The sequence below is a fragment of the Streptomyces speibonae genome (assembly GCF_984686075.1).
In genome coordinates this window covers 2,931,345-2,955,852 of the sequence record NZ_OZ480260.1, presented here as the reverse complement: position 1 = coordinate 2,955,852, position 24,508 = coordinate 2,931,345, and the positions used below count along the sequence as shown (strand labels likewise).

General features: G+C 72.2%; 20 protein-coding genes. 12 read left to right on the top strand and 8 right to left on the bottom strand.

The window, feature by feature from the left end:
- Positions 1-328 precede the first annotated feature (328 nt).
- From AC5L3C_RS13085 to AC5L3C_RS13040, 10 genes are all read left to right on the top strand, one after another.
- Positions 329-2,761 carry a Tox-REase-5 domain-containing protein gene (locus tag AC5L3C_RS13085; protein ID WP_493649144.1) on the top strand — a complete coding sequence of 811 codons (2,433 nt, stop codon included), beginning with the start codon at positions 329-331 and terminating at the stop codon, positions 2,759-2,761.
- A 111-nt stretch (positions 2,762-2,872) separates the two neighbouring features.
- The gene (locus AC5L3C_RS13080; RefSeq protein ID WP_493649143.1) at positions 2,873-3,586 is read left to right on the top strand and encodes an Imm52 family immunity protein; all 714 of its coding nucleotides are present in this window, start codon (positions 2,873-2,875) and stop codon (positions 3,584-3,586) included.
- On the top strand, positions 3,583-4,092 hold the full coding sequence (locus AC5L3C_RS13075) for a hypothetical protein (RefSeq protein ID WP_493649142.1): 510 nt from the start codon (positions 3,583-3,585) through the stop codon (positions 4,090-4,092). Before AC5L3C_RS13080 ends, AC5L3C_RS13075 begins: the two co-directional genes overlap by 4 nt.
- A gap of 65 nt (positions 4,093-4,157) precedes the next feature.
- Positions 4,158-5,033, top strand: coding sequence for an LLM class flavin-dependent oxidoreductase (locus AC5L3C_RS13070; RefSeq protein WP_493649141.1), 876 nt, complete (start codon positions 4,158-4,160; stop codon positions 5,031-5,033).
- Positions 5,034-5,093: 60 nt separating this feature from the next.
- The gene (locus AC5L3C_RS13065; RefSeq protein WP_493649140.1) at positions 5,094-5,882 is read left to right on the top strand and encodes a class I SAM-dependent methyltransferase; all 789 of its coding nucleotides are present in this window, start codon (positions 5,094-5,096) and stop codon (positions 5,880-5,882) included.
- A 597-nt stretch (positions 5,883-6,479) separates the two neighbouring features.
- Complete coding sequence (locus AC5L3C_RS13060; protein ID WP_493649139.1) at positions 6,480-7,142, top strand: hypothetical protein; 663 nt, start codon at positions 6,480-6,482, stop codon at positions 7,140-7,142.
- Positions 7,143-7,311: 169 nt separating this feature from the next.
- Complete coding sequence (locus tag AC5L3C_RS13055; RefSeq protein ID WP_493649138.1) at positions 7,312-8,085, top strand: isoprenyl transferase; 774 nt, start codon at positions 7,312-7,314, stop codon at positions 8,083-8,085.
- Positions 8,086-8,436: 351 nt separating this feature from the next.
- A complete protein-coding gene (gene phoH2 / locus AC5L3C_RS13050) occupies positions 8,437-9,762 on the top strand; it encodes an RNA 5'-3' helicase PhoH2 (protein WP_125504459.1) in 1,326 nt (441 codons plus the stop codon).
- Between the two features lie 421 nt (positions 9,763-10,183).
- Positions 10,184-10,882, top strand: a complete 699-nt coding sequence (locus tag AC5L3C_RS13045) for an aggregation-promoting factor C-terminal-like domain-containing protein (RefSeq protein ID WP_493649137.1) — start codon at positions 10,184-10,186, stop codon at positions 10,880-10,882.
- A 146-nt stretch (positions 10,883-11,028) separates the two neighbouring features.
- Positions 11,029-12,381: an AI-2E family transporter gene (locus AC5L3C_RS13040; RefSeq protein ID WP_493649136.1), complete on the top strand. Its 1,353-nt coding sequence runs from the start codon at positions 11,029-11,031 to the stop codon at positions 12,379-12,381.
- A 265-nt stretch (positions 12,382-12,646) separates the two neighbouring features.
- On the opposite strand, the gene AC5L3C_RS13035 is transcribed toward AC5L3C_RS13040, so the two are convergent.
- Both AC5L3C_RS13035 and AC5L3C_RS13030 read right to left on the bottom strand, forming a co-directional pair.
- Positions 12,647-13,180, bottom strand: coding sequence for an alkyl hydroperoxide reductase (locus tag AC5L3C_RS13035; RefSeq protein WP_493649135.1), 534 nt, complete (start codon positions 13,178-13,180; stop codon positions 12,647-12,649).
- Positions 13,181-13,186: 6 nt separating this feature from the next.
- A complete protein-coding gene (locus AC5L3C_RS13030; protein WP_125504455.1) occupies positions 13,187-13,741 on the bottom strand; it encodes a peroxiredoxin in 555 nt (184 codons plus the stop codon).
- A gap of 134 nt (positions 13,742-13,875) precedes the next feature.
- Here AC5L3C_RS13030 and AC5L3C_RS13025 point away from each other — a divergent pair, with 134 nt between their 5' ends.
- Complete coding sequence (locus AC5L3C_RS13025; RefSeq protein ID WP_493649134.1) at positions 13,876-14,820, top strand: LysR substrate-binding domain-containing protein; 945 nt, start codon at positions 13,876-13,878, stop codon at positions 14,818-14,820.
- Positions 14,821-14,838: 18 nt separating this feature from the next.
- On the opposite strand, the gene AC5L3C_RS13020 is transcribed toward AC5L3C_RS13025, so the two are convergent.
- From AC5L3C_RS13020 to AC5L3C_RS13000, 5 genes are all read right to left on the bottom strand, one after another.
- On the bottom strand, positions 14,839-17,175 hold the full coding sequence (locus AC5L3C_RS13020; protein ID WP_493649133.1) for an ABC transporter permease: 2,337 nt from the start codon (positions 17,173-17,175) through the stop codon (positions 14,839-14,841).
- The gene (locus tag AC5L3C_RS13015; protein ID WP_493649132.1) at positions 17,172-17,867 is read right to left on the bottom strand and encodes an ABC transporter ATP-binding protein; all 696 of its coding nucleotides are present in this window, start codon (positions 17,865-17,867) and stop codon (positions 17,172-17,174) included. Before AC5L3C_RS13015 ends, AC5L3C_RS13020 begins: the two co-directional genes overlap by 4 nt.
- The gene (locus tag AC5L3C_RS13010) at positions 17,864-18,388 is read right to left on the bottom strand and encodes a PadR family transcriptional regulator (protein WP_125504452.1); all 525 of its coding nucleotides are present in this window, start codon (positions 18,386-18,388) and stop codon (positions 17,864-17,866) included. The genes AC5L3C_RS13015 and AC5L3C_RS13010 overlap by 4 nt, the downstream gene beginning before the upstream one ends.
- 125 nt (positions 18,389-18,513) lie before the next feature.
- Positions 18,514-18,759 (bottom strand): type II toxin-antitoxin system antitoxin, encoded by a 246-nt coding sequence (locus AC5L3C_RS13005; RefSeq protein ID WP_260604967.1) that lies wholly within the window; start codon positions 18,757-18,759, stop codon positions 18,514-18,516.
- Positions 18,756-19,691, bottom strand: coding sequence for an SPFH domain-containing protein (locus tag AC5L3C_RS13000; protein ID WP_493649131.1), 936 nt, complete (start codon positions 19,689-19,691; stop codon positions 18,756-18,758). Before AC5L3C_RS13000 ends, AC5L3C_RS13005 begins: the two co-directional genes overlap by 4 nt.
- Before the next feature lie 270 nt (positions 19,692-19,961).
- Here AC5L3C_RS13000 and AC5L3C_RS12995 point away from each other — a divergent pair, with 270 nt between their 5' ends.
- Positions 19,962-22,259, top strand: a complete 2,298-nt coding sequence (locus AC5L3C_RS12995; RefSeq protein WP_493649130.1) for a transglycosylase domain-containing protein — start codon at positions 19,962-19,964, stop codon at positions 22,257-22,259.
- An 85-nt stretch (positions 22,260-22,344) separates the two neighbouring features.
- Here the strand turns inward: AC5L3C_RS12995 and AC5L3C_RS12990 are convergent, their stop codons facing one another.
- On the bottom strand, positions 22,345-24,501 hold the full coding sequence (locus tag AC5L3C_RS12990) for a SpoIIE family protein phosphatase (protein WP_493649129.1): 2,157 nt from the start codon (positions 24,499-24,501) through the stop codon (positions 22,345-22,347).
- Positions 24,502-24,508: the final 7 nt, after the last annotated feature.

The window sequence follows — 24,508 nt, the reverse complement described above, 5'->3', positions numbered from 1 at the left end:
CGTCAACATCTTGCATCTTCACAACACCCGCCCGATAATGCCCAGTTCGAACGACGGGGCTTGCCGCCGGCGCCTGTGGACCGTCTCCGAGCAGCTCACCGGGGTGACCTTTCCGGCACTGACCTCGCAGCGGACGGACCGCTGAGACCGTCCGGCGTCCGGCGTCCGGCGTGCGTGAGCCGTCCGGCGTCCGGCATGCGTGAACCGCCGTAGTTGGGCGCTGTTTTGGGCCCACGGGCCCATGCCCCCGCCACCCGCCCCTTCCTACCCTCGGGGCCTGCCGTGAACCGCACACGGTTGCGAACCGGGGGACTCGAGGGGGACGGGCATGGCCTGGAACGGGGGAGGGGCGGGGACCGGGGCCGTACCGGCGGCCGGGAGCGGGGGCGGGCGGCGGGGCATGCCCCGGTCCCTGTCCCGGGCGTTGCTGCTCGTGCACGCCCTGTTCGCGCTCACCGTGCTCGGCGGGCTCGGGCTGCTGCTGACCGCGGCGTCGCTCGACGCGGTCGACGGCACGCTCCTCGCCCAGGTCGCCCACGCCGCCGCTCCCGGTGTGCTCGGCTGGTGGCTCGCCCGCCGCACCTGGCGGGGCGGGGCCAGGATCTGGGCCGGGCTGATCGCCGTCCAGGCGTGGCTGGTCCTCGGCGCGGTCTCGAACCTGGCCGACGGGTCGGCCCGCGGCTTCACCCAGCTGCTCCTCCCCTTCCTCGTCCTGTTCCTCCTGACCCGCCCGGAGAGCCGCGACTGGTACCGCCTCGCCGCACCGGAACGGCGTGAGCGCCGCGCCTTCTCGCTGCCCCGGATGATCCGCTGGCGCCGCGACGACGGCCAGACGGCGGTGGAGTACGCGGGCCTGGTCGCCGTCGTCGCGGCGATCATCGCGGCGCTCGTCCTCAGCGGACTGGGCGGGCAGCTGCTCGGCGGCATCCAGGCACAGGTGTGCCGCGTCATCGGTGCCGCCTGCCCCGCGCCCGGGAGCGGTGGGGACGGAGACGGCCAGGTCACGGCCGAGGACAGCGACGGGGGCGGGGACGACGCCGGTGCCACCGGCACCACCGGCGGCACCGGCACCACCGGCGGCACCGGCGGCACCGGCGGCACCGGCGGCACCGGCGGCACCGGCGGCACCGGCGGCACCGGCGGCACCGGCGGTACCGGCAACCCCGGCGGCGACTCCGGCGACCCAGGCGGTACGGACACCGGCACCGGCACCGGCTCCGACGACCCGTCGGCCGGCACGACGGGCGACCCCTCCCTCGTCGACCCCGTCGCCGCCGAGGACGAGATCGACGAGCCGCCGTACGAGGACCCGACCACCGACGACGACGGCGGCGAAAACGGTGACGAGGGCGACGACGAGGGGTGCTTCTCCGGCGTCGGTGCCTTCTTCGGCTGCGCCGGGGACCAGCTCGAGCAGGTCGGCCAGGGGCTGTTCGTCGACGGCATCGGGGGCGACCTCACCGGCATCTGGGACGTGGTGACCAACCCCGTCGACACCTGGAACGGTCTGATGGACTACGGCAGTTCCCTCGGTGACGCGTGGTGGGACAACACCGCCGACGCCCGCGACAAGTGGGACGACGGCGACTACTTCGGAGCGATCCTGGACTGGGGCGGGGCCTCCCTCGGCACCGGCGGAACCGTCCTGTTCGACTCGTTCATCGGCGACGACGTCGTGGACCAGTGGAACGACGGCAACGAGACCCGCGCCGTCACCACCGTCATCTGGAACGTCGGCTCCCTCTTCATCCCCGGCTACGGCGAAGCGAAGATCGCCGAGAAGGTCGGCTCGCTCGGCCGGCTCAGCAAGGTCGTCGACGACGCCGCCGAGGCCGCCCAGGACGCGCGGCGCGCGGCCGAGGCGGGCGACCTGGACGCGCTGGAGGACGCCGCCCGGCGCGCCGACGAGGCCGCGGACGAGGCGGAGGAGGCGGCCCGCCGCACCGGCTGCACCCTCTCCGCGCCCGCCCGCAGGACCCCGTACGGCGAAGGCCCGCACCCCGGTCCCGGCGGCGGGCCCGGCACGGGCACCACCGTGCTCGCCGCCGGCCCCGTCGCGGACGGCCCGTACACCCTGCTGGCCGAGGAAGGCTGCGACCAGGAGGCCCGGGAGCAGGCCGAGGAGGCCCGCGCCGCCGAGCGCCAGGCCTACCTGGAACGCAAGCGCGCCGAGGAACCGGCCCGCGCCCGGGAGGCGCTGGAGAACCGCAAGCGGTACCCGGACCCCGAGCACGGCGACGCCGGCGACCCGCGCAACTACGACCCGCCGGACTGGGCCGACGGCCTGAGCCGCCGCGAGTACGGCGACGCGGACGGCGGCGACGGCTTCTGGGCGAGCCGCGACCGCAACCCCAGCCCCACCTGGCGCAACGAGTCATGGCTGCGCTACCAGGAACAGGTCACCGGCACCCAGCGCGGCTACGAGTACGTCGTCCCGCACCCCGACCCGAAGGTGCCGGACGTCGAGTTCGACGGCTGGGACTCCTCCCGGCAGACGTATCTGGAGGCCAAGAACGGATACGACAGCTACCTCGCCGCCGACCGCACCGAACTCACCCCCTCCGGCAGGGAACGGCTGCTGGCCGAGGCACGCCGCCAGGTGAGCGCGGCGGACGGCAAGGGCATCGAGTGGCACTTCTCCAACGAGGAGGTCGCCGACGCGGCCCGCGACGCCTTCGAGGACGCGGGCCTGGACATCGAGGTCGTCCACACCGCCCCCGACCGCATCGCGGGCGAGAAGAAACCCGAGGCGTTCGACTGACACGGCCCGGCCGGCACGTGAGCACCGTCATTGCCCGCCGCACCGCGCAGGGCGCGTCTAAGGTGGGCGGGAGGACCGGTGTGGCCGCGGGTGAGAGCGGAGAGCGGGGACATGCGACGCGTGGTGCGGGGCTTCTGGGGCCCTCGGCAGGAGTCGGCGGAGGAGCTCGCCGCTCGGTGGAGCACGACGGTGGAACGGTTCGCGGTGCTGCTGCCGGAGGCGGTCGGTCACGCGGAGTGGGCGTGGCGGACCGTGCCCGCCGCGGGGGCCGGCGAGACGGTCGGGACGGACGAGGCGTCGCTGCTCGGCGCGCTGCGTACGGCCCGCGAGGCCGACCCCTGGGCGGCGGCCAACGGCACGTCCCTGCGCCTGCTCGCCACCGGCCTCGCCGACGGCTGGAAGGTGGAGCTCGCCGCGCTGGCCGGCGCGGCGCCGGACTCCCTGCTCCAGTCGCTGGTCGCCACGATCACCGCCCCTGACGGGGCGTCACTTCCCGGCGCCGCGCTGCTCACCGTCGTCGCGGAGGCCTGGCAGCCGGACTACGGGGACGTGAGCGACCGGACCGTCACCGCCGCCCTGAAGAAGGAGGCCGGCTTCAGGGTGGGTACGCCGTCGGTGGGGTGGGTCGGCTATCTGTCGAAGGGGCGTGCCGCCCGTATCCCCGCCGGCCTGGCCGCCGAGCGTGTCGAACTGCCCACCGAGGGCGTCCTGCTGAACATCGCCTCGCCCGGCGACACCGCGGCCGTCGTCGAGGCGTACGAGGCCCTCGAGAAGTCCGGTGCTCTGGAGCCGCTGCCCCGCCCGATGAAGCGGCCCATGCTGTGACGGCCCGCGCGGGTGAGCCGTTCGACCCGGGGCGGGTGGTGGCCGCCGTCGAGACGGCCCTGTCCGAGGCCCGTCTCCCCGATGCCGGTCCGGTGGCCGACGAGGGGGAGCCGGACACCGGTGAGTGGCGGGCGACCCGGGGGGAGGGGTTCCTGCTGTTCCCCCTCTGGGAGAGCGCCCCGCTCACCGGCGTGTACGGGCGCGAGTGGACGGACGCGGAGGCCACGGCGGAGGCATACCTGGCCGCCGTGGTGCGTGAACTGGACCGCCGCTGGGGGCCGCACCGGACGGTGACCATGGGGCCGGACCTGCGCGCACGCCCGGCCGCGGAACCCTTCCGCACCCTCCTCGCCAAGGACTGCGGCGGCGACCTGACCCTCTGGGGCCCGGTGCCCGCCGCCCCGGGCGACCGCTGGGCCGCCGTCTCGCTCAACCAGTCCGACGGCGACGCCCCGATGACACTCACCGCGCTGATCACCGACCGGCCGCTGCCCGAGGACCGGTGACGGCGCCGAAAAGCGGCGCCGAAAAAGAGCGGAAGCCGGCCGCCGGGCTCGGGTAGGAAGGGCCCATGACCACACTTGGCGCAGTGTTCCGTCCCCAGCTCCCTCCCGAGAAACTCCGTTCCGTCGCCCGGACCGCCGACGAGGCCGGCCTGGAGGAACTCTGGCTCTGGGAGGACTGTTTCCTGGAAGGCGGAATCTCGACCGGCGCCGCCGCGCTGGCATGGACCGAACGGGTGAGGGTCGGCGTGGGCCTGCTCCCCGTGCCGCTGCGGAACGTCGCCGTCACGGCGATGGAGGCCGCGAGCCTGCACCGGATGTTCCCCGGGCGCGCGGCCCTCGGGGTCGGGCACGGGGTGCAGGACTGGATGGGGCAGGTCGGGGCGCGGGCCGAGTCGCCGCTGACCCTGCTGCGCGAGCATCTCGCCGCGCTGCGCGCCCTGCTGGGCGGGCAGCGGGTCACGACCGAGGGGCGCTACGTCAGGCTCGACGACGTCGCCCTCGACTGGCCGCCGCAGGGACCGGTGGAGATCCTCGCCGGAGCCACCGGCCCGCGCACCGTCCGGCTCACCGGAGAGGCCGCGGACGGGACCATCCTCACCGCCAGTACCTCCCCCGACGGGGTCCGCCGTGCGCGCGAGCTCATCGAGGAGGGCCGGGCCGCGGCGGGCCGGACCGGTACGCCCCACAAGGTGGTCGTCTATCTGCTCGCCGCCACCGGGGACGGAGCCGACGAGCGGCTGCGCGCCGAACTCGCCGCCGAGGGGGTCGCCGGGCAGCCGGACCTCGGGGTGGCCGGGGACGCCGCCGCCGTGGCCGGGGCGGTGCGGCGGCTGGCCGACGCCGGGGCCGACTCCGTCATCCTCCAGCCGACCGGCGACGAACCCGACCCCGAGGGCTTCGTACGGTTCGTGGCGCGGGACGTGCGGCCGCTGGTGCCGTAGCGGGGCGGAGCAGGCGATAAACGAGCGACAGGCGGCGGGGTGGTCGGGCAGGGTCGGTGCATGTCCGACGACAAGCAGACGCGCTCCTTCGAGGAACTCCTCGCCGAAGGCGCCGCCGTGCCCACCGACGGGTGGGACTTCTCCTGGTTCGAGGGGCGGGCCACCGAAACCCGGCCCTCGTGGGGGTACGCCACGGCGATGGCCGGGCGACTGGCCCGCGCCGGTGCCGCGCTCGACATCCAGACCGGAGGAGGGGAGGTCCTCGACTTCGCCCTCGCGCGGGCCGGCCGGCGTCCGCCGCTCACCGCCGCCACCGAGGGCTGGCCGCCCAACGTCGCCCGGGCCACGGCGCTGCTCCGCCCCCGCGGTGTCGCCGTCGTCGCCTCCCCCGAGGACGCGCCGCTGCCCTTCGCCGACGCCACCTTCGACCTGGTCGTCAGCCGCCACCCGGTGCGGGCCCACTGGGACGAGATCGCACGCGTGCTGCGCCCCGGCGGTACGTACTTCGCGCAGCACGTCGGCCCGGCCAGCGCGTACGAACTCGTCGAGTTCTTCCTCGGACCCCAGCCCGAGGAGCAGCTCCGGGCGCGCCATCCCGACCGGGAGCGGCGCGCGGCCGGGGCCGCCGGACTGGAGACCGTCGACGTGCGGGCCGAACGGCTGCGCATGGAGTTCCACGACATCGCCGCCGTCGTGCACTTCCTGCGCAAGGTGATCTGGATGGTCCCGGACTTCACCGTCGAGGCGTACCGGCCGCGGCTGCGCGCCCTGCACGAGCGGATCGAGGCCGAGGGGGCGTTCGTGGCGCACAGCAGCCGGCATCTCCTCGAGCTCCGCAAGGGCGAGTGAGCGTGCGCGGGGGCTCGTCGCGGCTCGGGGAGGCCGCGGTTTTCGCATTGTTACGGACCGCGGCTTCCCCTGGAACCCAGGCATCACATAGGTTCGGACCAAGGTGATTCGCGTAAGCAAAGCTGCGCGGGGCGGCGCCGCGCAGTGGAGGGGGCTGCGCGGCGCCGGGTTCACCGGCCGCGGAAAGCGGCCCGGCCGGGGCGGGCGGATGCCGTCTCCGGGCCGGGCGGACACCCGATCCGGGTCAAGCCGCTGTCGCCGCCGGGGTCACCCGTCAGGGGGACGACCGGAAGAGTGGCGCTGAAGGTGCGGCGTTGGTGTCACAACCTGCACACAGTCCCCTCAACGTCTCTTTCTCCCCAGGATGTGGCGGTGTTTCGGCCACGAGAAGGCCATGGAGCGCGCTTTCCGAGGGCTCTCCGGCGTCGCCGGACGACTCCGGAGAGTAGTTGTGTGTCGCTGATGCGCGCAGCATCACTTACGAAGGGTTATGGTGGAAACCCCCCCTCGGGCCGGTCCGTCTCCCCCCCACGGACCGGCCCGTTTTCTTGTGCCCGGGCATGATGCCGCCCGCCGCCCCCTGGTTAGAGTCCAGGCATGTCGAACGAGTATCCGACGCCACCTGGGCAGCAGCCGCCCGGCCCGCCGGGCCCCTACGGTCCCCCCGGCGGGCAGAGCCCCTACGGTCAGGGTCCGTACGGCCCGCCGCCCGGCCCGTACGGCACCCCGCCGGCGCCCGGAGCGCAGCCACCGTACCCGCAGCAGCCGTACCCGCGGCCTCCGTACCCGCAGCAGCCCGGGGCCCATCCTCCGCCCCAGCCCGGCGCCCACGCCTACGGGTGGCCCGGCACCCCGCCGTACCCCGGACCGTCCCAGCCCCCGGCCATGCCCGGTCCGGTGCGCGCCGCCCAGATCGTGATCTTCGCGACGCTCGGGGTCGGTGTGCTGCTCGCCGTCGTGGTCGCCGCCGGCGCCGGGGCCCATTCCTCGGGGCGGTTCTTCAGTACGTACGTCACGACCGTCGTGCTGTTCGTCCTGGCGTTCCGCTTCCACACGGCGGGCAACGGCGTCCGCGTCGCCTGCCAGGTGCTGTCCGCCGTGCAGATCCTGTTCACGCTGAGCGCCACGGCCCAGGGCGTCCAGTTGGGGATCGTGCCGCTCGGCTCCGCCATCGCCGTCCTCGTCCTGCTCAGCCAGGGCTCGGCGAAGCAGTGGTTCAGGCGGCACAGCGCAGACGGCGTGCCCCTGAAGTACAGCTGACAAACGCACCACCGCCGACTTTGGGGACCCCCGCCCCGGCAGGGGTACGCTTCGCCTTCGGGGACCGCCATACGGACAGGTACCGCCCGCGGCCGAGACCGGGCCGCCAGCCGCGCCACGCGGCGGGGCGCCGCGCCTGTCCGATCCGTACGGAGGGGCTGACGATCACGTGAACCTGCGCGACAAGCTGCGGGGCCTGCTGGTCAGGCTGTACGCACGCCGGGTGGAAGGCCACCTGGACACCGCTCAGGTGCCCAAGCACATCGGCATCATCATGGATGGCAACCGCCGCTGGGCGAAGGCCGCGGGTTCCAGCACCGTCCACGGCCACCGGGCCGGCGCGGACAAGATCGAGGAGTTCCTCGGCTGGTGCAGCGAGACGGACGTCGAGGTCGTCACCCTCTGGCTGCTGTCGACGGACAATTTCGACCGGCCGAAGGAGGAACTCGTCCCGCTCCTCGGCATCATCGAGGACGTGGTGCGCGGCCTCGCCGCCGACGGACGCTGGCGGGTCCACCACGTGGGCACGCCCGACCTGCTGCCGTCCGGGATGCAGACCGCCCTGAAGGAGGCCGAGGCGGCCACCGCGCACATCACCGGGATAGTGGTCAACGTCGCCATCGGATACGGCGGCCGCCAGGAGATCGCCGACGCGGTGCGGTCCATGCTTGTCGACGCCCACGAGAAGGGCACCTCGATGGAGGAGCTGGCCGAGGCCGTCGACATCGACATGATCGGGCGTCACCTCTACACCCGGGCCCAGCCCGACCCGGACCTGGTGATCCGCACCAGCGGGGAACAGCGGCTGTCCGGGTTCATGCTCTGGCAGACCGCCCACTCGGAGTACTACTTCTGCGATGTCTTCTGGCCGGCCTTCCGCAAGGTCGACTTCCTGCGGGCGCTGCGCGACTACGCCGCCCGCCACCGCCGCTACGGCGGCTGAACGGCACCGCGCGCAGCCCCCGTACCGGGGCCTTGGTCCGCCTTCCGCACGGCCCCCGTCCCCCCTGGTCACGCGTTGTTCACCGGTCCGCCGTCATATGCCGTGGCATGGCCTTGCCCGTTCGAGGGAATAAGCCAGGCAGGTCGACACCCGAACCACGGGTGTCGGATCTCAGCGGGCGGCACGGAAGCCGTCCGCCCGGGAGGCCCTTTTGCAGCAGCCCGACCGTGCGGTCACGGCACGGACGACGCAGCGGAGGGCCGGTTCTCGGCCCGCCGTGCGAAGGGGCCGTCGACCGGTCCAGCTCCGCTCCGTCGCTCCCCGACCTCATCCGAGGGGGTACGTCCTTCCGTGGTGACCAGCACAAAGCGCCACAAGCCAGACCGGCGCACCTATGTTCTCGACACCAGCGTCCTGCTGGCCGACCCCAACGCCCTGAACCGCTTCGACGAGCACGAGGTCGTGCTCCCCATCGTCGTGGTGACGGAACTGGAGGCCAAGCGGAACCATCCCGAACTCGGCTACTTCGCCCGGCAGGCGCTCCGCCGGCTGGACGACTACCGGGTGCGGTACGGCCGCCTCGACGCCCCCATTCCGACCGGGGACCTCGGCGGCACGGTACGGGTCGAGCTCAACCACTCGGACCCCAGTGTGCTGCCCAGCGGCTACCGCCTGGGGGACAACGACTCCCGCATCCTCGCGGTCGCCCGCAATCTGCAGGCCGAGGGGTTCGACGTCACCGTGGTGTCGAAGGACCTCCCGCTGAGGATCAAGGCGTCCTCCGTGGGACTGCTCGCCGAGGAGTACCGGGCGGAGCTCGCCATCACGGACGCCTCCGGCTGGACCGGAATGTCCGAACTGACCCTGCCCGGTGAGCAGGTGGACATCCTCTTCGAGGAGGGGCACGTGTACGTGCCCGAGGCGTCCCACCTCCCCGTGCACACCGGCCTGACCATCCAGTCCGAGCGCGGCAAGGCGCTGGGGCGGGTCACCGCCGAGGGCCAGGTGCGGCTGGTGCGCGGCGACCGGGAGGCGTTCGGCATCAAGGGCCGCAGCGCCGAACAGCGCATCGCGCTGGACCTGCTGCTCGATCCGGACGTCGGGATCGTGTCCATGGGCGGCCGGGCCGGCACCGGCAAGTCGGCGCTGGCGCTGTGCGCCGGCCTGGAGGCGGTCCTGGAGCGCCGGCAGCACCAGAAGGTGATGGTCTTCCGTCCGCTGTACGCGGTGGGCGGGCAGGAGCTCGGCTATCTGCCCGGTACCGAGGCGGAGAAGATGAGCCCCTGGGCGCAGGCGGTCTTCGACACCCTGTCGGCCGTCACCAGCCGGGAGGTCATCGAGGAGGTCACCGCGCGCGGGATGCTGGAGGTCCTGCCGCTCACCCACATCCGGGGCCGCTCGCTGCACGACGCGTTCGTGATCGTGGACGAGGCGCAGTCGCTGGAACGGAACGTGCTGCTGACCGTTCTGTCCCGGATCGGGGCCGATTCACGGGTCGTTCTGACCCATGATGTCGCCCAGCGGGACAATCTGAGGGTCGGGAGGTACGACGGTGTGGTCGCCGTCGTGGAGAAGCTGAAGGGGCATCCGCTGTTCGCCCACGTCACCCTGACGCGGTCCGAGAGGTCCCGGATCGCCGCCCTTGTGACCGAAATGCTCGAAGACGGGCAGATCTGACCCGCCCATCCCAACAAGGGTCGGTTACGCAGTAGTTGGCGCCGTCCGGAAAAGGCGTAGAGCCTAGCCGGGCGGCGTCGGCGTGCGTGCGGCTTTCCGACAATCACTGGGGCCAAACGGGATGTGAGCTTTCACACGCAACGGAGAATTGCCTTGCGCCGTCGGGTTACGGCAGAGTCTCAATCCTGTCAGGCCCCGCATACGGCACAGCCGCACCCCCAGCGGTACGGCACCACAGCAGTACACCGTTCCAACTCCATAGCGTCGCCGTATGCCGCCCGAGCACTACGCGGTGCTCCCCTCGTGGGAGTTGCCCACCGGGCCCGTGCCTCCCGTGACCCGTAGTTGGGGAGGCCAGTGTTCAGGGGCACGATTGCGTCCGCGAGGGTCACCGAAGCGGTCGATGCTGGAAGGAAACCGTGTGAGCCGGATCTCGGTCCGGGGATTCGCAGTGGCCTCGGCCACGGCGGTCACCGCTGTCGGAAGCGTCGTCGGCGTTGCCTCGGGCAGCACCGCGCAGAACAACGACGCCGAAGCGACGGCAAGCGGCACCACGCTGCTCGCGGACATCCCCGCGGGCCAGCAGGCCCAGGTGCAGACCGCGTCCCTGACGCAGCAGGCCGAAACCATGGCCATCGCCGCGGACGCGACCGCCAAGAAGGACGCGGAGGAGGCCGCCCGCAAGGCTGCCGCCGAGACCGCGGTCGCCAAGAAGAAGGAGGCGGCCGAGAAGGCGGAGCGGGAGGCCAAGGAGCGCGCGGCGGCCAAGGCCGCCGCCAGCCGTTCCGCGGTCCGCGACGCGTCCAGCTTCCCCGTCCAGTCGTCCTACACCATCGCCGAGGTCCAGGCGATGGCCCGGCAGCTCGTGCCGGCGGACCAGTTCCAGTGCTTCAGCAACATCGTGCAGCGGGAGTCGAGCTGGAACTACCAGGCCGACAACCCCACCTCCGACGCCTACGGTCTGGTGCAGGCCCTCCCGGGCTCCAAGATGTCCTCCGCCGGAGCCGACTGGGCGACGAACCCCGCCACGCAGATCAAGTGGGGCCTGGGCTACATGAACGACCGCTACGGCAGCCCGTGCGACGCCTGGAACTTCTGGCAGGCCAACCACTACTACTAGACGCAACGCGGCCCCGCCCGATCCCGGCCGCCGCTCAACCCCGGCGCAGCCCCGCACCGTCCTACGGTGTGGGGCTTTCGCCATGTACGGTCTGACCGACGACTCCAGGGGGAGTGGTGGGGAGCGACGGGGGAAGAGGACGGATCATGTCGCGAGTGCCAGGATGGCTCAGCCGTGTCGGAGCGGGGCTGACCGCTGCCGGCAAGCGGCTGGAGGAGCGCCGCGCCGAGGCGGCGGGAGAAGGCCGGTCCGGCGACGAGGACTCCGGACGGGAGGCCGCCCCGCGCCCCGACCAGACGCCGTCGGCCGAGTACGTCGCCGTCCCGGTCCGCCCGGACCCGGCGCAGGCCGTGCCCTGGGGGGTGCGGGTCGCCGCCGAGGCCGGCTGGCGGCTGCTGGTGCTGGCCGGCACGGTCTGGGTGCTGATGCGGGTCATCAGCGCCGTCCAGCTGGTGGTGCTGGCGTTCGTGGCCTCGCTGCTGATCACCGCGCTGCTCCAGCCGACGGTGGCCCGGCTCAGACGGATCGGCGTGCCGCGCGGTCCGGCCACGGCGTTGACGGCGCTGTTCGGGTTCGTGGTGATCGGCCTCATCGGCTGGTTCGTGACCTGGCAGGTCATGGAGAACATCGACAACCTCTCCGACCAGATCCAGGACGGCATCGACGAGCTGCGCAACTGGCTGCTGAACAGCCCCTTCCACGTCACCGACAAGCAGATCAACGAGATCGCCAAGAACCTGCGTGAGGCGGTCGGCGCCAACACCGAGCAGATCACCTCGGCGGGCCTGGAGGGCGTGACGGTCGTCGTCGAGGCGCTCACCGGCACGTTGCTGGCGGTCTTCTCGACGCTGTTCCTGCTCTACGACGGCAAGCGGATCTGGGAGTGGTCGCTCAAGCTGGTTCCGGCCGCGGCCCGTCCGGGTGTCGCCGGCGCCGGGCCGGCGGCGTGGCGGACGCTGACGGCGTATGTGCGCGGCACGGTGATAGTGGCTCTGATCGACGCGATCTTCATCGGGCTCGGCATCTACTTCCTCGATGTGCCGATGGCGGTGCCGCTCGCCGTCTTCATCTTCCTGTTCTCCTTCATCCCGCTCGTGGGTGCGGTGGTGTCGGGAGCGCTGGCGGTGGTCGTCGCGCTCGTCACGCAGGGCGTGTTCACGGGCGTGATGACGCTGGTGGTGGTGCTGGCGGTGCAGCAGATCGAGGGGCACATCCTCCAGCCGTTCATCCTGGGGCGCGCGGTGCGGGTGCATCCGCTGGCGGTGGTGCTGGCGGTCGCGTCCGGCGGGATGGTGGCGGGGATCGGGGGTGCGGTGGTGGCGGTGCCGCTGGTCGCGGTGACGAACACGGTGGTCGGGTACCTCCGTGCGTACGCCCACGAAACGGCGGTGCTCCAGACCCCCCGGCCCCGGAGCGCCACGGCCCTGTCCGCCCCGGACGCCCCGGAGCCTCCGGCAACCGCGATGGAAAAGCCCCCGGAGCCCCCGGAGAACGACTGACGCCACGCAGCTGCGGGCAGTCGTGCCTCCCCCAGTGCCTTAAGGGCCTGGGAGGTACCCCCACCGCCCACTCGTGCCGCCCTGCGGCACGACTGCCCGCGGCCTACGCGGCCTACGCGGCCTACGCGGCCTACGCGGTCTGCGTGGTCTGCGCGGAGTTGTGCAGTGCGCGGAGAGGGGGCGGCGTGCGCGGGGCGCGGACTGCGCGGATGTGGGTCGGGCCCGCGCCACTGGGTGTGGGCGGGCCCGTGAGAGGGGGGCGGGGTCAGTCCGTCAGGGCTGATTCCGCGTCCAGGGTGGCGGCGACCGCCTGGATCACCGCCGCGATCTTGAACGCCTCCTGGATCACCTCGCGCTCCAGCCCCGCCTTGCGCAGCACCTGCTCGTGCGAGTCGAGACACATCCCGCAGCCGTTGATCGCGGAGACCGCGAACGACCAGAACTCGAAGTCGACCTTGTCGACACCCGGGTTGCCGATGACGTTCATCCGCAGCCCGGCCCGCAGGTTGCCGTACTCGTGGTCCGACAGCAGATGACGGGTGCGGTAGAAGACGTTGTTCATCGCCATCACCGCGGCGGCGGCCTTCGCGGCCGTGTACGCCTCCGGCGACAGGTTCGCCTTCGCCTCCGGCTCCAGCTCGCGCAGCACGATCGCCGAGCGCGAGGCGATCGCCGTCGACAGCACCGTGCCCCACAGCTGCTGCGCCGGCAGGTCGGAGTTGCCGATGACCGAACCCAGGTTGAGCTTCAGGTCCTTGGCGTAGTCCGGTATACGGGACTTCAGGGAGTCGAGTGACATGTCAGCTCACTCCCCGGCCAGCAGCGCGACCGGGTCCAGCGTCTCGTCGCCCTTGCTCCAGTTGCACGGGCAGAGCTCGTCGGTCTGCAGGGCGTCCAGGACCCGCAGGACCTCCTTGGGGTTACGGCCGACGGAGCCCGCGGTCACCATGGTGAACTGGATCTCGTTGTTCTGGTCCACGATGAAGACGGCGCGCTTGGCGTAGCCGTCCTCGCCCTCGATGCCGAGGTCGCGCATCAGCTCGTGCTTGGGGTCGGCCATCATCGGGAACGGCAGGTCGCGCAGGTCCTCGTGGTCCTTGCGCCAGGCGTGGTGGACGAACTCGGAGTCGCCGGAGAAGCCGAGGACCTGGGCGTCACGGTCGGCGAACTCGTCGTTCAGCTTGCCGAAGGCGGCGATCTCGGTCGGGCACACGAAGGTGAAGTCCTTGGGCCACGCGAACACGATCTTCCACTTGCCCTCGTAGGTCTTGTGGTCGATCGTCTCGAACTCCTTGCCCTTCTCCAGCGAGACACAGGCGGTCAGTTCGAACTCGGGGAACTTGTCACCGACAGTGAGCACAGGCTCTCCTTGCAGCGAGGAAGCACCCATGTTGCGGGTGATTCCCATGGGGTTGGACCTTGTTGATGTTGGCACAGGGTGCATTGATTAGTGAAATAGCTACACTCGGTCGTGTTGATCGGAGGGACCTATCAGTGACCGTGGGTAAGAGGCGCAGGCAGCCGAGCCTCGCGCAGCTCCGGGCGTTCGCCGCCGTCGCCGAGCATCTGCACTTCCGGGACGCCGCCGCGGCCATGGGGATGAGCCAGCCGACGCTGTCCGGGGCCGTCTCGGCGCTCGAGGAGACGCTGGGTGTCACCCTCGTGGAGCGCACGACGCGCAAGGTGCTGCTCTCGCCGGCCGGCGAGCGGCTCGCCGCCCGCGCCAAGGCCGTACTGGCGGAGGTCGGCGCGCTGATGGAGGAGGCGGACGCGCTGCGGGCGCCGTTCACCGGGGCGCTGCGCCTCGGTGTGATCCCGACCGTCGCACCCTATCTGCTGCCGACCGTCCTGCGGCTGGTGCACGACCGCTACCCGCACCTCGACCTCCAGGTGCACGAGGAGCAGACCGCGAACCTGCTGGAGGGGCTGGCCGGCGGCCGGCTCGACCTGCTGCTGCTCGCCGTCCCCCTCGGCGTGCCGGGAGTGACCGAACTCCCTCTCTTCGACGAGGACTTCGTGCTGGTCACCCCGCTCGGCCACCGGCTCGGCGGCCGGGAGGAGCTCCCGCGTGCGGTGCTGCGCGAGCTGAACCTGCTGCTGCTCGACGAGGGGCACTGCCTGCGCGACCAGGCCCTGGACATCTGCCGTGAGGCGGGTCGCGGGGGAGTCCCGGCCACCACCACGGCGGCCGGACTGTCCACGCTGGTGCAGCTGGTGGCGGGCGGCCTCGGTGTGACGCTGCTCCCGCGCACCGCCGTCGACGTCGAGACCAGCCGCTCCAGCCGGCTGCTCACCGCCCGCTTCACCGACCCGGCCCCCACCCGCCGCATCGCCCTCGCCATGCGCACGGGCGCGGCGAGGGCGGCGGAGTACGAGCAGCTGGCGGTGGCCCTGCGCGAGGCGATGCGGGACCTGCCGGTGCGGACCGTCGGGGACTGACCCGCACCGGCGGCGGACCTACTCCGTGCGCAGCCCGTCGGGCCGCATCATCCGCAGCAGCGGGGGCAGGCTCAGCAGCGTCACCACGAGGACCACGCCCGCGCCGATGCCGGTCATCTGCAGCACGCTCGGCCAGTCCACGCTCACCGGCGTCGAGGTCATCCGCAGCAGCACCGCGCCCAGGGCCATCCCCACCACCGAGGCGAGCAGCAGGCCCAGACCGATCGGGATCGCCGTCTGCCACAGCACCGACAGGCTCAGCGTGCGCCGCCGGGTACCGAAGGCGATCAGCGCCGACAGCAGCTTGCGGCGTTCGCGCAGCTGCTCCAGCTGGGAGACCAGCAGGCTCGCCCCGATCAGCGCCAGGACGGCCGTGGCACCGGCGAACAGACCCGTGCGGATGGCGTCGAAGCGCTCGGTCCGCTCGGTGGTGGTCCAGGTCGTCGGGTACGCCAGCGGGTCGACCCGGGCCGCGGTGTTGCGCACGTGCTCACGGACGTCCGGCACCGACGCGTCGAGCGACAGGTACAGCTGGCCCCGGAGCGCCTTCAGCATGCCCGCGGGCGCCGCGGCCGGTGTCATCAGGAAGCCGCCGCGCTTCCTCCCGGTCGGGTCCTCGATGGAGTCGGCCTCCTTCAGCTTCTTGGGAAGGGTCCAGACGAGGTCCGGCGGATCGCCGTCGGCGCCGCCCCGGTCCAGGTAGAGCTTCTGGCCCGGCTTGCTCAGCGACGGGGTGTCGATGTCGTACTCGCCGCCCCGGAGCGCGAACACGTCGCCGTCCGCGCAGGCGGGGAGCTTCGCCACCTCGCGCAGGGTCGCGCAGTCGCCTACCGTCAGCTCGGTCCAGTGCTCCGGCTCCTCGTCGAAGGGCCGGTCGCTGAGAGACCCCTCGGACAGCGCGATGACCTCGCGGACACCTTCGGTCTTCTCCAGCTCTACGGTGGCCGCGGCCAGTTGCTCGCCCTGCGGCACCCGTACCTGCATCTGCGCCCGCGAGAAGTCGAAGCCGGTGTTCTCGGTGTAGTCGCCCTCGACCCCGGTGAACAGCATCTGCAGCGCGATCGCGCCGGCCACGGCCACCGCGATGCCGTTGACCATGCGGGCCGCCGCGCCGCTGCTCAGCTGCAACCGGCGCACCGCCAGCTGCCAGGACACGCCGCCCGGGCCGAGCCGGGCGACGACCGTCTCCACGATCCAGGGGAGCAGCGCCGTCACCCCGACGAGCAGGCACATGACACCGCCGGTGACCAGGTACCCGTTGAAGTCCCCGTTCTCCCGGCCCTGGCCGATCATGGGGACCAGCATGCCGATTCCGGCGAGCGGCAGCAGCAGCCGCCACCAGAGCCGGCGGCGGGCGGGCCGCGCCGTCCGCACCACGCCCAGCGGTTCGATGACCACCCCGCGCAGTGCCAGCAGGGTCACCAGCACCGCGGCCGCCGGCACCGCCACCGCGACCAGCAGCGCGAGGAGCGGCGAGGGGTTCAGGTAGCTGGGGAAGACACTGATGTTGAACACCTCGACGGACGCGGCGAACTCGCGCCCGGCCAGGAAGAAGCCGGTGCCGAACACCAGACCGAGCAGTGCTCCGCCGAGCGCCTCGCCCGCGGCGATCCGCCGGGTCATGCCGCCGTCGGAGCCGACCAGCCGCAGTGCGGCCAGCCTGCGGTCGCGCCGTTCGCCGCCGAAGCGCACCGCCGCGGCGATGAACACCGCGACCGGCATCAGCAGCACCACGAAGACGACCAGGACGAGCAGCACGAGGACCGGATCGGCCTCCTCCTCCACCGGGTTCGGGTTCCCGAAGGAGTCGATACGGTTGACCGTCCCGTCGCCCATCCGTTCCGCGAGGTCCTCGGCGCCCGCGTAGTAGGCGAGTTCCTGCGAGCCGATGAGCCCCTGCTCGCCGATCGTCCCCACGATGTCGTAGTCGAGCCGGTCGCGCAGCAGTTCGCTGCCGTCCGCGTCGAGGAGCTCCTTCAGCGCGGGGGAGACCGCCATCTCACCGGGGCCGGGGAACTCCTTCAGCCCGGGCGGCAGCGGGGCCCGGTCGCCCTCCGGTTCCAGCAGCCGGCCGCGGATGTCCTTCTGTCCGAAGACGGTGTCGGTGTCCGCGGTCACCACGGTGTTGTCGGCCGGGCTCTCGATGGGCTCGCCGAAGGCGTAGTTGAGGCGGGCCTCCCCGCGCCGGTCGCGCTCCGCCAGCGCGCCGGGCAGGGCGGTGGTGAGCAGCAGCAGCGCCACGCCCAGCCCGACGCCGACGGCGGTGAGGAGCGCCCGGATCCACCCCTCGCGTCCGCCGGCGAAGGCGAACCGCATGCCCATGCCGAGGTCGCGCGCCCACTGACCCGCACTCATACGACGCGCTCCATGTCCCGTGACTTGCCGTCGCGGACGACGATCTCGCGGTCGGAGTACGCGGCCACCCGCGCCTCGTGCGTGACGAGGACGACGGCGGCGTTGGCGGACCGGGCGGCCTCGGTGAGCAGTTCCATGACGCGCTCGCCGTTGAGGGAGTCCAGGGCGCCGGTCGGCTCGTCGGCGAACAGCACGCGCGGACCGGTGACCAGCGCGCGGGCCACGGCGACCCGCTGGCCCTGGCCGCCGGAGACCTCGCCGGGCCGCTTCTTGCGGACGTCGTCGACCTCGAGGCGCTCCATCCAGGTGAGCGCGGCCCGCTCGGCCTCCTTGCGGGGCGTGCCGTTGAGCCGCAGCGGCAGGGCTACGTTCTCCACGCAGGTCAGCTCCGGGACGAGCTGCCCGAACTGGAAGACGAAGCCGAACTCCGAGCGCCGCAGCGCACTGCGCTCGGAGTCGCTCATGGCGGTCAGCTCACGCCCGTTGTAGGTGATCGAGCCGGAGTCGGGCGTGACGATGCCGGCGAGGCAGTGCAGCAGCGTCGACTTGCCCGAGCCGGAGGGCCCCATCACGGCGACGACCTCACCGGGGTGGATGGAGAACCCGGCGCCGTCGAGCGCGGTGGTCGGGCCGTAGACCTTGCGCAGGTCCTGGGCGGTGAGCAGGGAGCCGGGGGGCGGGGAGGCGGTCACCGGGTCACCTCCGCGCGGAGCTTGTCCAGGCGTGCCGCGGTCAGCTCGAGCCAGCGCAGATCGGCCTCGAGGTGGAACAGGGCGTGGTCGCAGATGAGCTGGTCGGCCAGATCGCCCTTGCGCTTGCGGTCGGTGAGGATCCGCATGCTGCGCAGATGCTCCGAGCGCTGCGTGTCGAGGATGTCGGCGGCGTCGCGGCTGGTGAGCAGCGCCAGGACGACCTTGGTGTAGAGCGTCGACTGGAGGTACGGCTCCGGCTTCTCCGGCGTGGCGAGCCAGCGCTCGACATCGGTGATGCCGGCCTCGGTGATCGCGTACCGCTTCCGCTCGGGGCCGCCGCCGGCCTCGATGCCGTCGACTTCGACGAGCCCGTTCTTCAGCAGCCGGGACATCGTCGAGTAGACCTGGCCGTAGTGCAGCGGCCGGTCGTGACCGAACTTCTCGTCGAAGGCCCGCTTCAGGTCGTAACCGTGGCGCGGGCCGGACTCCAGGAGCCCCAGGAGGGTGTGACCGATGGACATGCGGAGCACTCTACACAGTGTGTATACGCGGGATGTATACGCCGAGTGTGGAGATCATGGCGGGGTGTAGGAGAGCCCAGGTGACGGCCGATTGTCACGGTTCTGCTACTGGGCCGGTGCGGCGCCTACTGAGGCGGTGCCCCGTTCCCGGGCGGACGTCCGCGGCGGGGCAGGGGCCCCGCGTCGCCGGGAAGGCGGCCCGCCTCCGCGAGCGCGCGTCGCAGGAGGAACTCGATCTGCGCGTTCGCCGAGCGCAGTTCGTCGTTGGCCCAGCGCGCCAGCGCCTCGTACACCGACGGGTCGAGCCGCAGCAGCACCTGTTTGCGCTGCGGCCGGCCCTGGGGGGCCGGGCCCCCGGACGGGGCCGTCACTGGTAGAGCGTCCCGGTGTTGAGGACCGGCTGCGCCGAGCGGTCGCCGCACAGCACCACCATCAGGTTGGAGACCATCGCCGCCTTCCGTTCCGGATCCAGCTCCACGATGTCCTGCTCCGCGATCCGGGTCAGCGCGGACTCGACCATGCCCACGGCGCCCTCGACGATCTGCTGCCGCGCCGCCACGACCGCGCCCGCCTGCTGCCGCTGGAGCATCGCCGAGGCGATCTCGGGGGCGTACGCGAGGTGCGTGAAGCGGGACTCGATGATCTGCACACCGGCCGCCTCCACGCGCGCGTGCAGTTCGACCGCGAGCTTCTCCGTGATCTCCTCGGCGTTGCCGCGCAGCGAGAGGCCGCCCTCGTCGTGGGCGTCGTAGGGGTACTCGATGGCGATGTGCCGCACGGCCGCCTCGGTCTGGGTGGAGACGAACTCGACGTAGTCGTCCACCTCGAAGGTGGCCTGCGCGGTGTCCTCCACCCGCCACACCACGACCGCGGCCAGCTCGATCGGGTTGCCGTAGGCGTCGTTCACCTTCAGTACGGCGGTCTCGTGGTTGCGCACCCGTGTGGAGATCTTGGTGCGCGAGGTGAAGGGGTTCACCCAGTGCAGGCCGTCCTGGCGGATCGTGCCCCGGTAGCGGCCGAAGAGCTGCACCACCCTCGCCTCGCCCGGCGCCACCATGTGCAGCCCGCGCATCGTGAGGAACGCGGCGATCACGACCAGGATGCCGCCGACGATCAGCGCCGCCTTGGCGCCGGCCGAGGAGACGGCCGTGGCGGAGACGGCCAGCCCCACGCCGCCGAGCAGTCCGGCCAGTCCGAGGACCAGCGCGAGCCCGCCCCCGATGCTGTGCGCCGCGGACTCCCGTACGCGCGGAGCCGGCATCTCGGGCGCGTCGGCGGTGACGTGCGTGTCATGCGCGGACATGGGTGATCCCCCGTTCCTCCGGGCGCCCTTGGCGTGGATTCCACGCGCTAGCACCTGCTAATCAAAGTGATAACACATTACCTGATCGCAGCAACCCCGCACAGGTCTCGTAGGTCGGTTCCTGTGAAGCGGGTGCTGATTGTCACGTCCGTAAAGGCCGGATCGGCAGCCCTTTGTCACAGCTCCCGGTGTTAGCTTTCTGAGCTGACCTGAGCGGCGAACCTGTGTGGCAGTTGAGCACACACGAGCGAAGCGGAACGGAACGGGCGTATGGGACGAGCGGAAGAAAGACGCGCACGACAGCGCGGTGGGCGCCGTGCGGCACCCAAGGGCCGCTCGTCGCGCGCGGCCGGCCGCACCGGCATCCGCCGCTTCTTCACCTGGAAGAAGATCCTCGGTACCTTCTTCGGCCTCTGCCTGCTCGGCATGGGCGCCTTCATCGTGCTCTACATGATGATCGACATCCCCGAGGGCAACGCCGACGCCAAGCGGCAGAGCAACGTCTACAAGTACAGCGACGGTTCGGTCCTGGCCCGCGACGGCGAGGTCAACCGCGAGGTCGTCGACCTGGCGCAGATACCCAAGCCGGTGCAGCGCACCTTCGTCGCCGCCGAGAACAAGAGCTTCTACAAGGACGCCGGCGTCGACATCAAGGGCACCACGCGCGGCCTGGTCAACACCCTCACCGGCAAGGGCACGCAGGGCGGTTCGACCATCACCCAGCAGTACGTCAAGAACTACTACCTGACGCAGGAACAGACCGTCACCCGCAAGCTCAAGGAGCTGGTCATCTCCCTGAAGCTGGACCGGGAGAAGTCCAAGGACTACATCCTCGCCGGGTACATCAACACCAGCTACTACGGCCGCAACGCCTACGGAATCCAGGCCGCCGCGCAGGCCTACTACCGCGTCGACGCCGAGGACCTCACCGTCGAGCAGGGCGCCTACCTCGCCGCGCTGCTCCAGGCACCGAGCCAGTACGACTGGGCGGTCGCCTCCGAGAACACCAAGAAGCTGGTCCAGCAGCGCTGGAACTACGTCCTGGACAACATGGTCGAGGAGGGCTGGCTGGAGCGGTCCGAGCGCTCCGGCATGAAGTTCCCCGTGCCCAAGGAGCCCAAGGGCGACCCGGGCATGGCCGGCCAGACCGGCTACCTGGTGCTGGCCGCGAACAACGAGCTGAAGCGGCAACTCGTCGCGGACGGCACGGCGGAGGACACCAAGCAGGCCGACGCGCTCGTCGACGCCGGCGGCTGGACGATCACCCTCAACATCGACAAGAAGAAGCAGGCCGCGCTGGAGAAGTCGGTCAAGAAGCAGCTCACCGACCAGCTCGATGCGAAGGAACGCAAGGTCGACGCCGACATCCAGGCCGGCGCCGTCTCCGTGAACCCGAAGAACGGCGCGGTCGTCGCGATGTACGGCGGCGTGGACTACCTCAAGCACTTCACCAACAACGCCACCCGCGACGACTACCAGCCCGCGTCCACCTTCAAGCCGGTGATCCTGGCCGCCGCCCTCGAGGAGGAGGCGGAGACCCAGGACGGCGACCCGATCGACGCCGACACCGTCTACGACGGCACCAGCAAGCGCCCAGTGGTCGACAACGGCAGGAGGGTCGGCTTCGCCCCCGAGAACGAGGATGACCAGGACTACGGCGACATCACCGTGCAGACGGCGATGAACAAGTCCGTCAACTCCGTCTTCGCGCAGATGGGCGTCGACGTGGGCATGGACAGGGTGATGGAGACTGCGGGCGACCTCGGCATGGACGTCGAGGGCCTGGAGGCCGTGCCCGCCCAGACCCTGGGCTCGATGGGCGCCAGCCCGCTGGAGATGGCCGGGGTCTACGCCACCCTCGACAACCACGGCAAGAAGACCACCCCGACGATGATCAAGTCGGCGGAGCACCGCAGCCGCACGGTCACCATGCCCGACGCGGTCGGCGAACAGGTCATCAGCCGTCAGGCCGCCGACACCGTGACCTCCGTGCTCACCGGCGTGGTCGACGACGGTACGGCCCAGAAGGCCGTGCGGGACAACCCGCGGCGCGACGGACGTCAGGTCGCCGGCAAGACCGGTACCTCGGACAACAACAAGTCGGCCTGGTTCACCGGCTTCACACCCGGCCTGGTGACCTCCGTCGGGCTGTTCGGCGAGGACGACAAGCCCCCGCACCCGCAGGTCGAAATGTACGGGGCCCTCGGCGAGGACCGCGTCAACGGCGGTGGGCCGCCCGCCCGGATCTGGGCGGAGTACACCTTCGGCGTCGCCGCCGAGGGCGGAAAGTTCGACCTGGACACCGAGCAGGGCGCGGCCGTGAAGCCGCCCCGGTCGTCGTCGCCGCCGGAGTCGCCCTCGAACACGCCGAGCCAGGAGGAGACGAGCGAGGCGCCCACCACCCAGGCGCCGCCGGAGACCTCGTCAGCGCCGCCGACCTCGGAGCCGCCGACGACCCCGCCGGAGACGACTCCGCCGCCGACGAAGACGCCCACGAACTCGCCGACCTTCACAAGCCCGGGCGACCCGGACGATCCGGGGGACCCGGGGTTCGACGGGGACCAGTAGGCGGCACGCGGACAGGTACCCGCGGACGGCGCACGAAAGGGGCGCCCGGTGAACGCACCGGGCGCCCCTTCGCCGTACGGGCGGCTCAGCCGCCGCGGTTCAGCTCGAACCACACCACCTTGCCCGTGCTCAGCCGGGTTGCACCCCAGCGGCGGGCCAGCCGGTTCACCAGATACAGCCCGCGCCCGCCCTCGTCCGTGGCGCGCGCCTGCCGCAGCCGGGGCAGCTGCGGCACGTCGTCACCGACCTCGCAGCGCAGCACGTCCGTGCGCAGCAGCCGCAGGGTGACCGGCCGCGTCGCGTACCGCACGGCGTTCGTCACCACCTCGCTGACCAGCAGCTCCACCGAGTCGCTGAGGTCCTCCATGCCCCAGCGGGACAGCGCCCGCCGGGCCAGCCGCCGGGCCCGGCCGGGGGCGGCGTCCTCCGGCTCCAGGAACCAGTACGCCACATCGCTCGGCGCGATCCCGTCGAAGCGGGCCGCCAGCAGCGCGATGTCGTCGTCCCGGTCTCCCGGGCCGAGCATGTCCAGCACCTCGTCGCACAGCGCCTCCAGCGGCGGCGGATGGTCCGGGCCGGTCAGCTGCGCGGTCGCGGCGAGCTTCTCGCGCAGCTGCTCGATACCGGTCCACACGTCCCGCAGCCGGGACTCCACCAGGCCGTCGGTGTACAGCAGCAGCGTCGCCCCGGCGGGCGCGTCCAGCTCCACGGCCTCGAAGTCCACCCCGCCCACGCCGATCGGGGCGCCCGCGGGCACCCGCAGCACCTCGGCGCGGCCGCCCAGCTCCAGCAGGATCGGCGGCGGATGACCGGCGTTGGCGATGGTGATGCGGTGCGATACCGGGTCGTACACCGCGTACAGGCAGGTCGCCATGCGGTCCACGCCGAGCCGCTGCGCCTGCTCGTCGAGGTGGTGCAGCACCTCCTGCGGCGGCAGATCGAGACCGGCCAGGGTCTGCGCGGTGGTGCGCAGCTGTCCCATGATCGCCGCCGACGTCATGGAGTGCCCCATCACGTCGCCGACCACCAGCGCCACCCGGCTGCCCGGCAGCGGGATCGCGTCGTACCAGTCGCCGCCGACCCGCGCCGTCTCCGCGGCCGGGAGGTAGCGCGAGGCCAGCCGCACCCCGGTGCAGCGCGGCAGGTTCTCCGGCAGCATCGTGCGCTGCAGCTCGTCCGCGATGTACGCCTCCCGCCCGTACAGCACCGCCTTGTCGATGCCGAGGGCGCTGTGCGTGGCGAGCTGGGCGGCGACCAGCAGGTCGTCGGCCTCGAACGGGATGCGCTCGGGACGGCGCAGGAACAGCGCCGCGCCGATCACCCGGCGCCGGCCGCGCAGCGGAGCGAGGATCGCCCGCTGTCCGTCCGGGACCGCCGAGGCGCCGTCCGCGCCGAGGAGTTCGGGCAGCGCGGCCCGGGCGGCCGGCGCGTCCGTGAACACCGGACGCACCCCGCGCAGCACCTCGGCGAGCGCGCTGCCCGGCCGCACCGTGCACAGCTCCTCGCCGACCGAGTCCAGCTCGGACGGCTCCGGGGGGAGGGCGACCGGGGCGAACCCGCCCTCGGTGTCCCGCTCGGCCGGTATCCGGTCGGTGCGGCGCAGCCGCAGCACCAGCGGGCCCGTGGGCCGCTCGTCGCCGACCGGCAGCGGGTCGCGCAGATAGACCAGGATCGCGTCGGAGAAGGTGGGCACGGTGGCCCGGCACAGCCCCATCACGATCTCGTCCAGGTCGATGCCGCGGGCGATCCGCCGGGTGGCGGCGCCGACGAACCGCAGCCGGTCGCCGTCCCGCCGCATCGGCGTCGGCCGCCCCGGCAGTGTCACCTGCCCGGTGCGGCGCTCCTTGCCGCCGGGTGCCTGCGCGGGGGAACGCTCCTGCCCCGCGGCCGGCTGCACCGGGATGCCCTCCGGTGCGGGACGCGGGCGGTGCGTGTCCGCTCCGGCGCCCTGTCCGGCGCCCGGCTGGGAGTGCTCCGACTCCGGGGTGTCCGCGGGGGCCTGCTCGGTGCCGTCCGGTGTCACCGCGCCCGGCGTGGCGGCGCCCGGCGACCCCGGGGACGCGGCCCCGGTCGCGGGCGGCTCGGCGCCGGAGCGGCCCTGTACAGGTAAGGCGGCCCCGGTGTCCGGCACGCGGGCCGGTGGCGGGGTACGCAGGAGCGCCCCGCGGGGATCCGCGGGGTCCACGCCCGGCTGCGGGCGCTCGAAGGAGGTCGGCTGCTCCGTCACGCGTGTCGAGTCCATCCGTCCG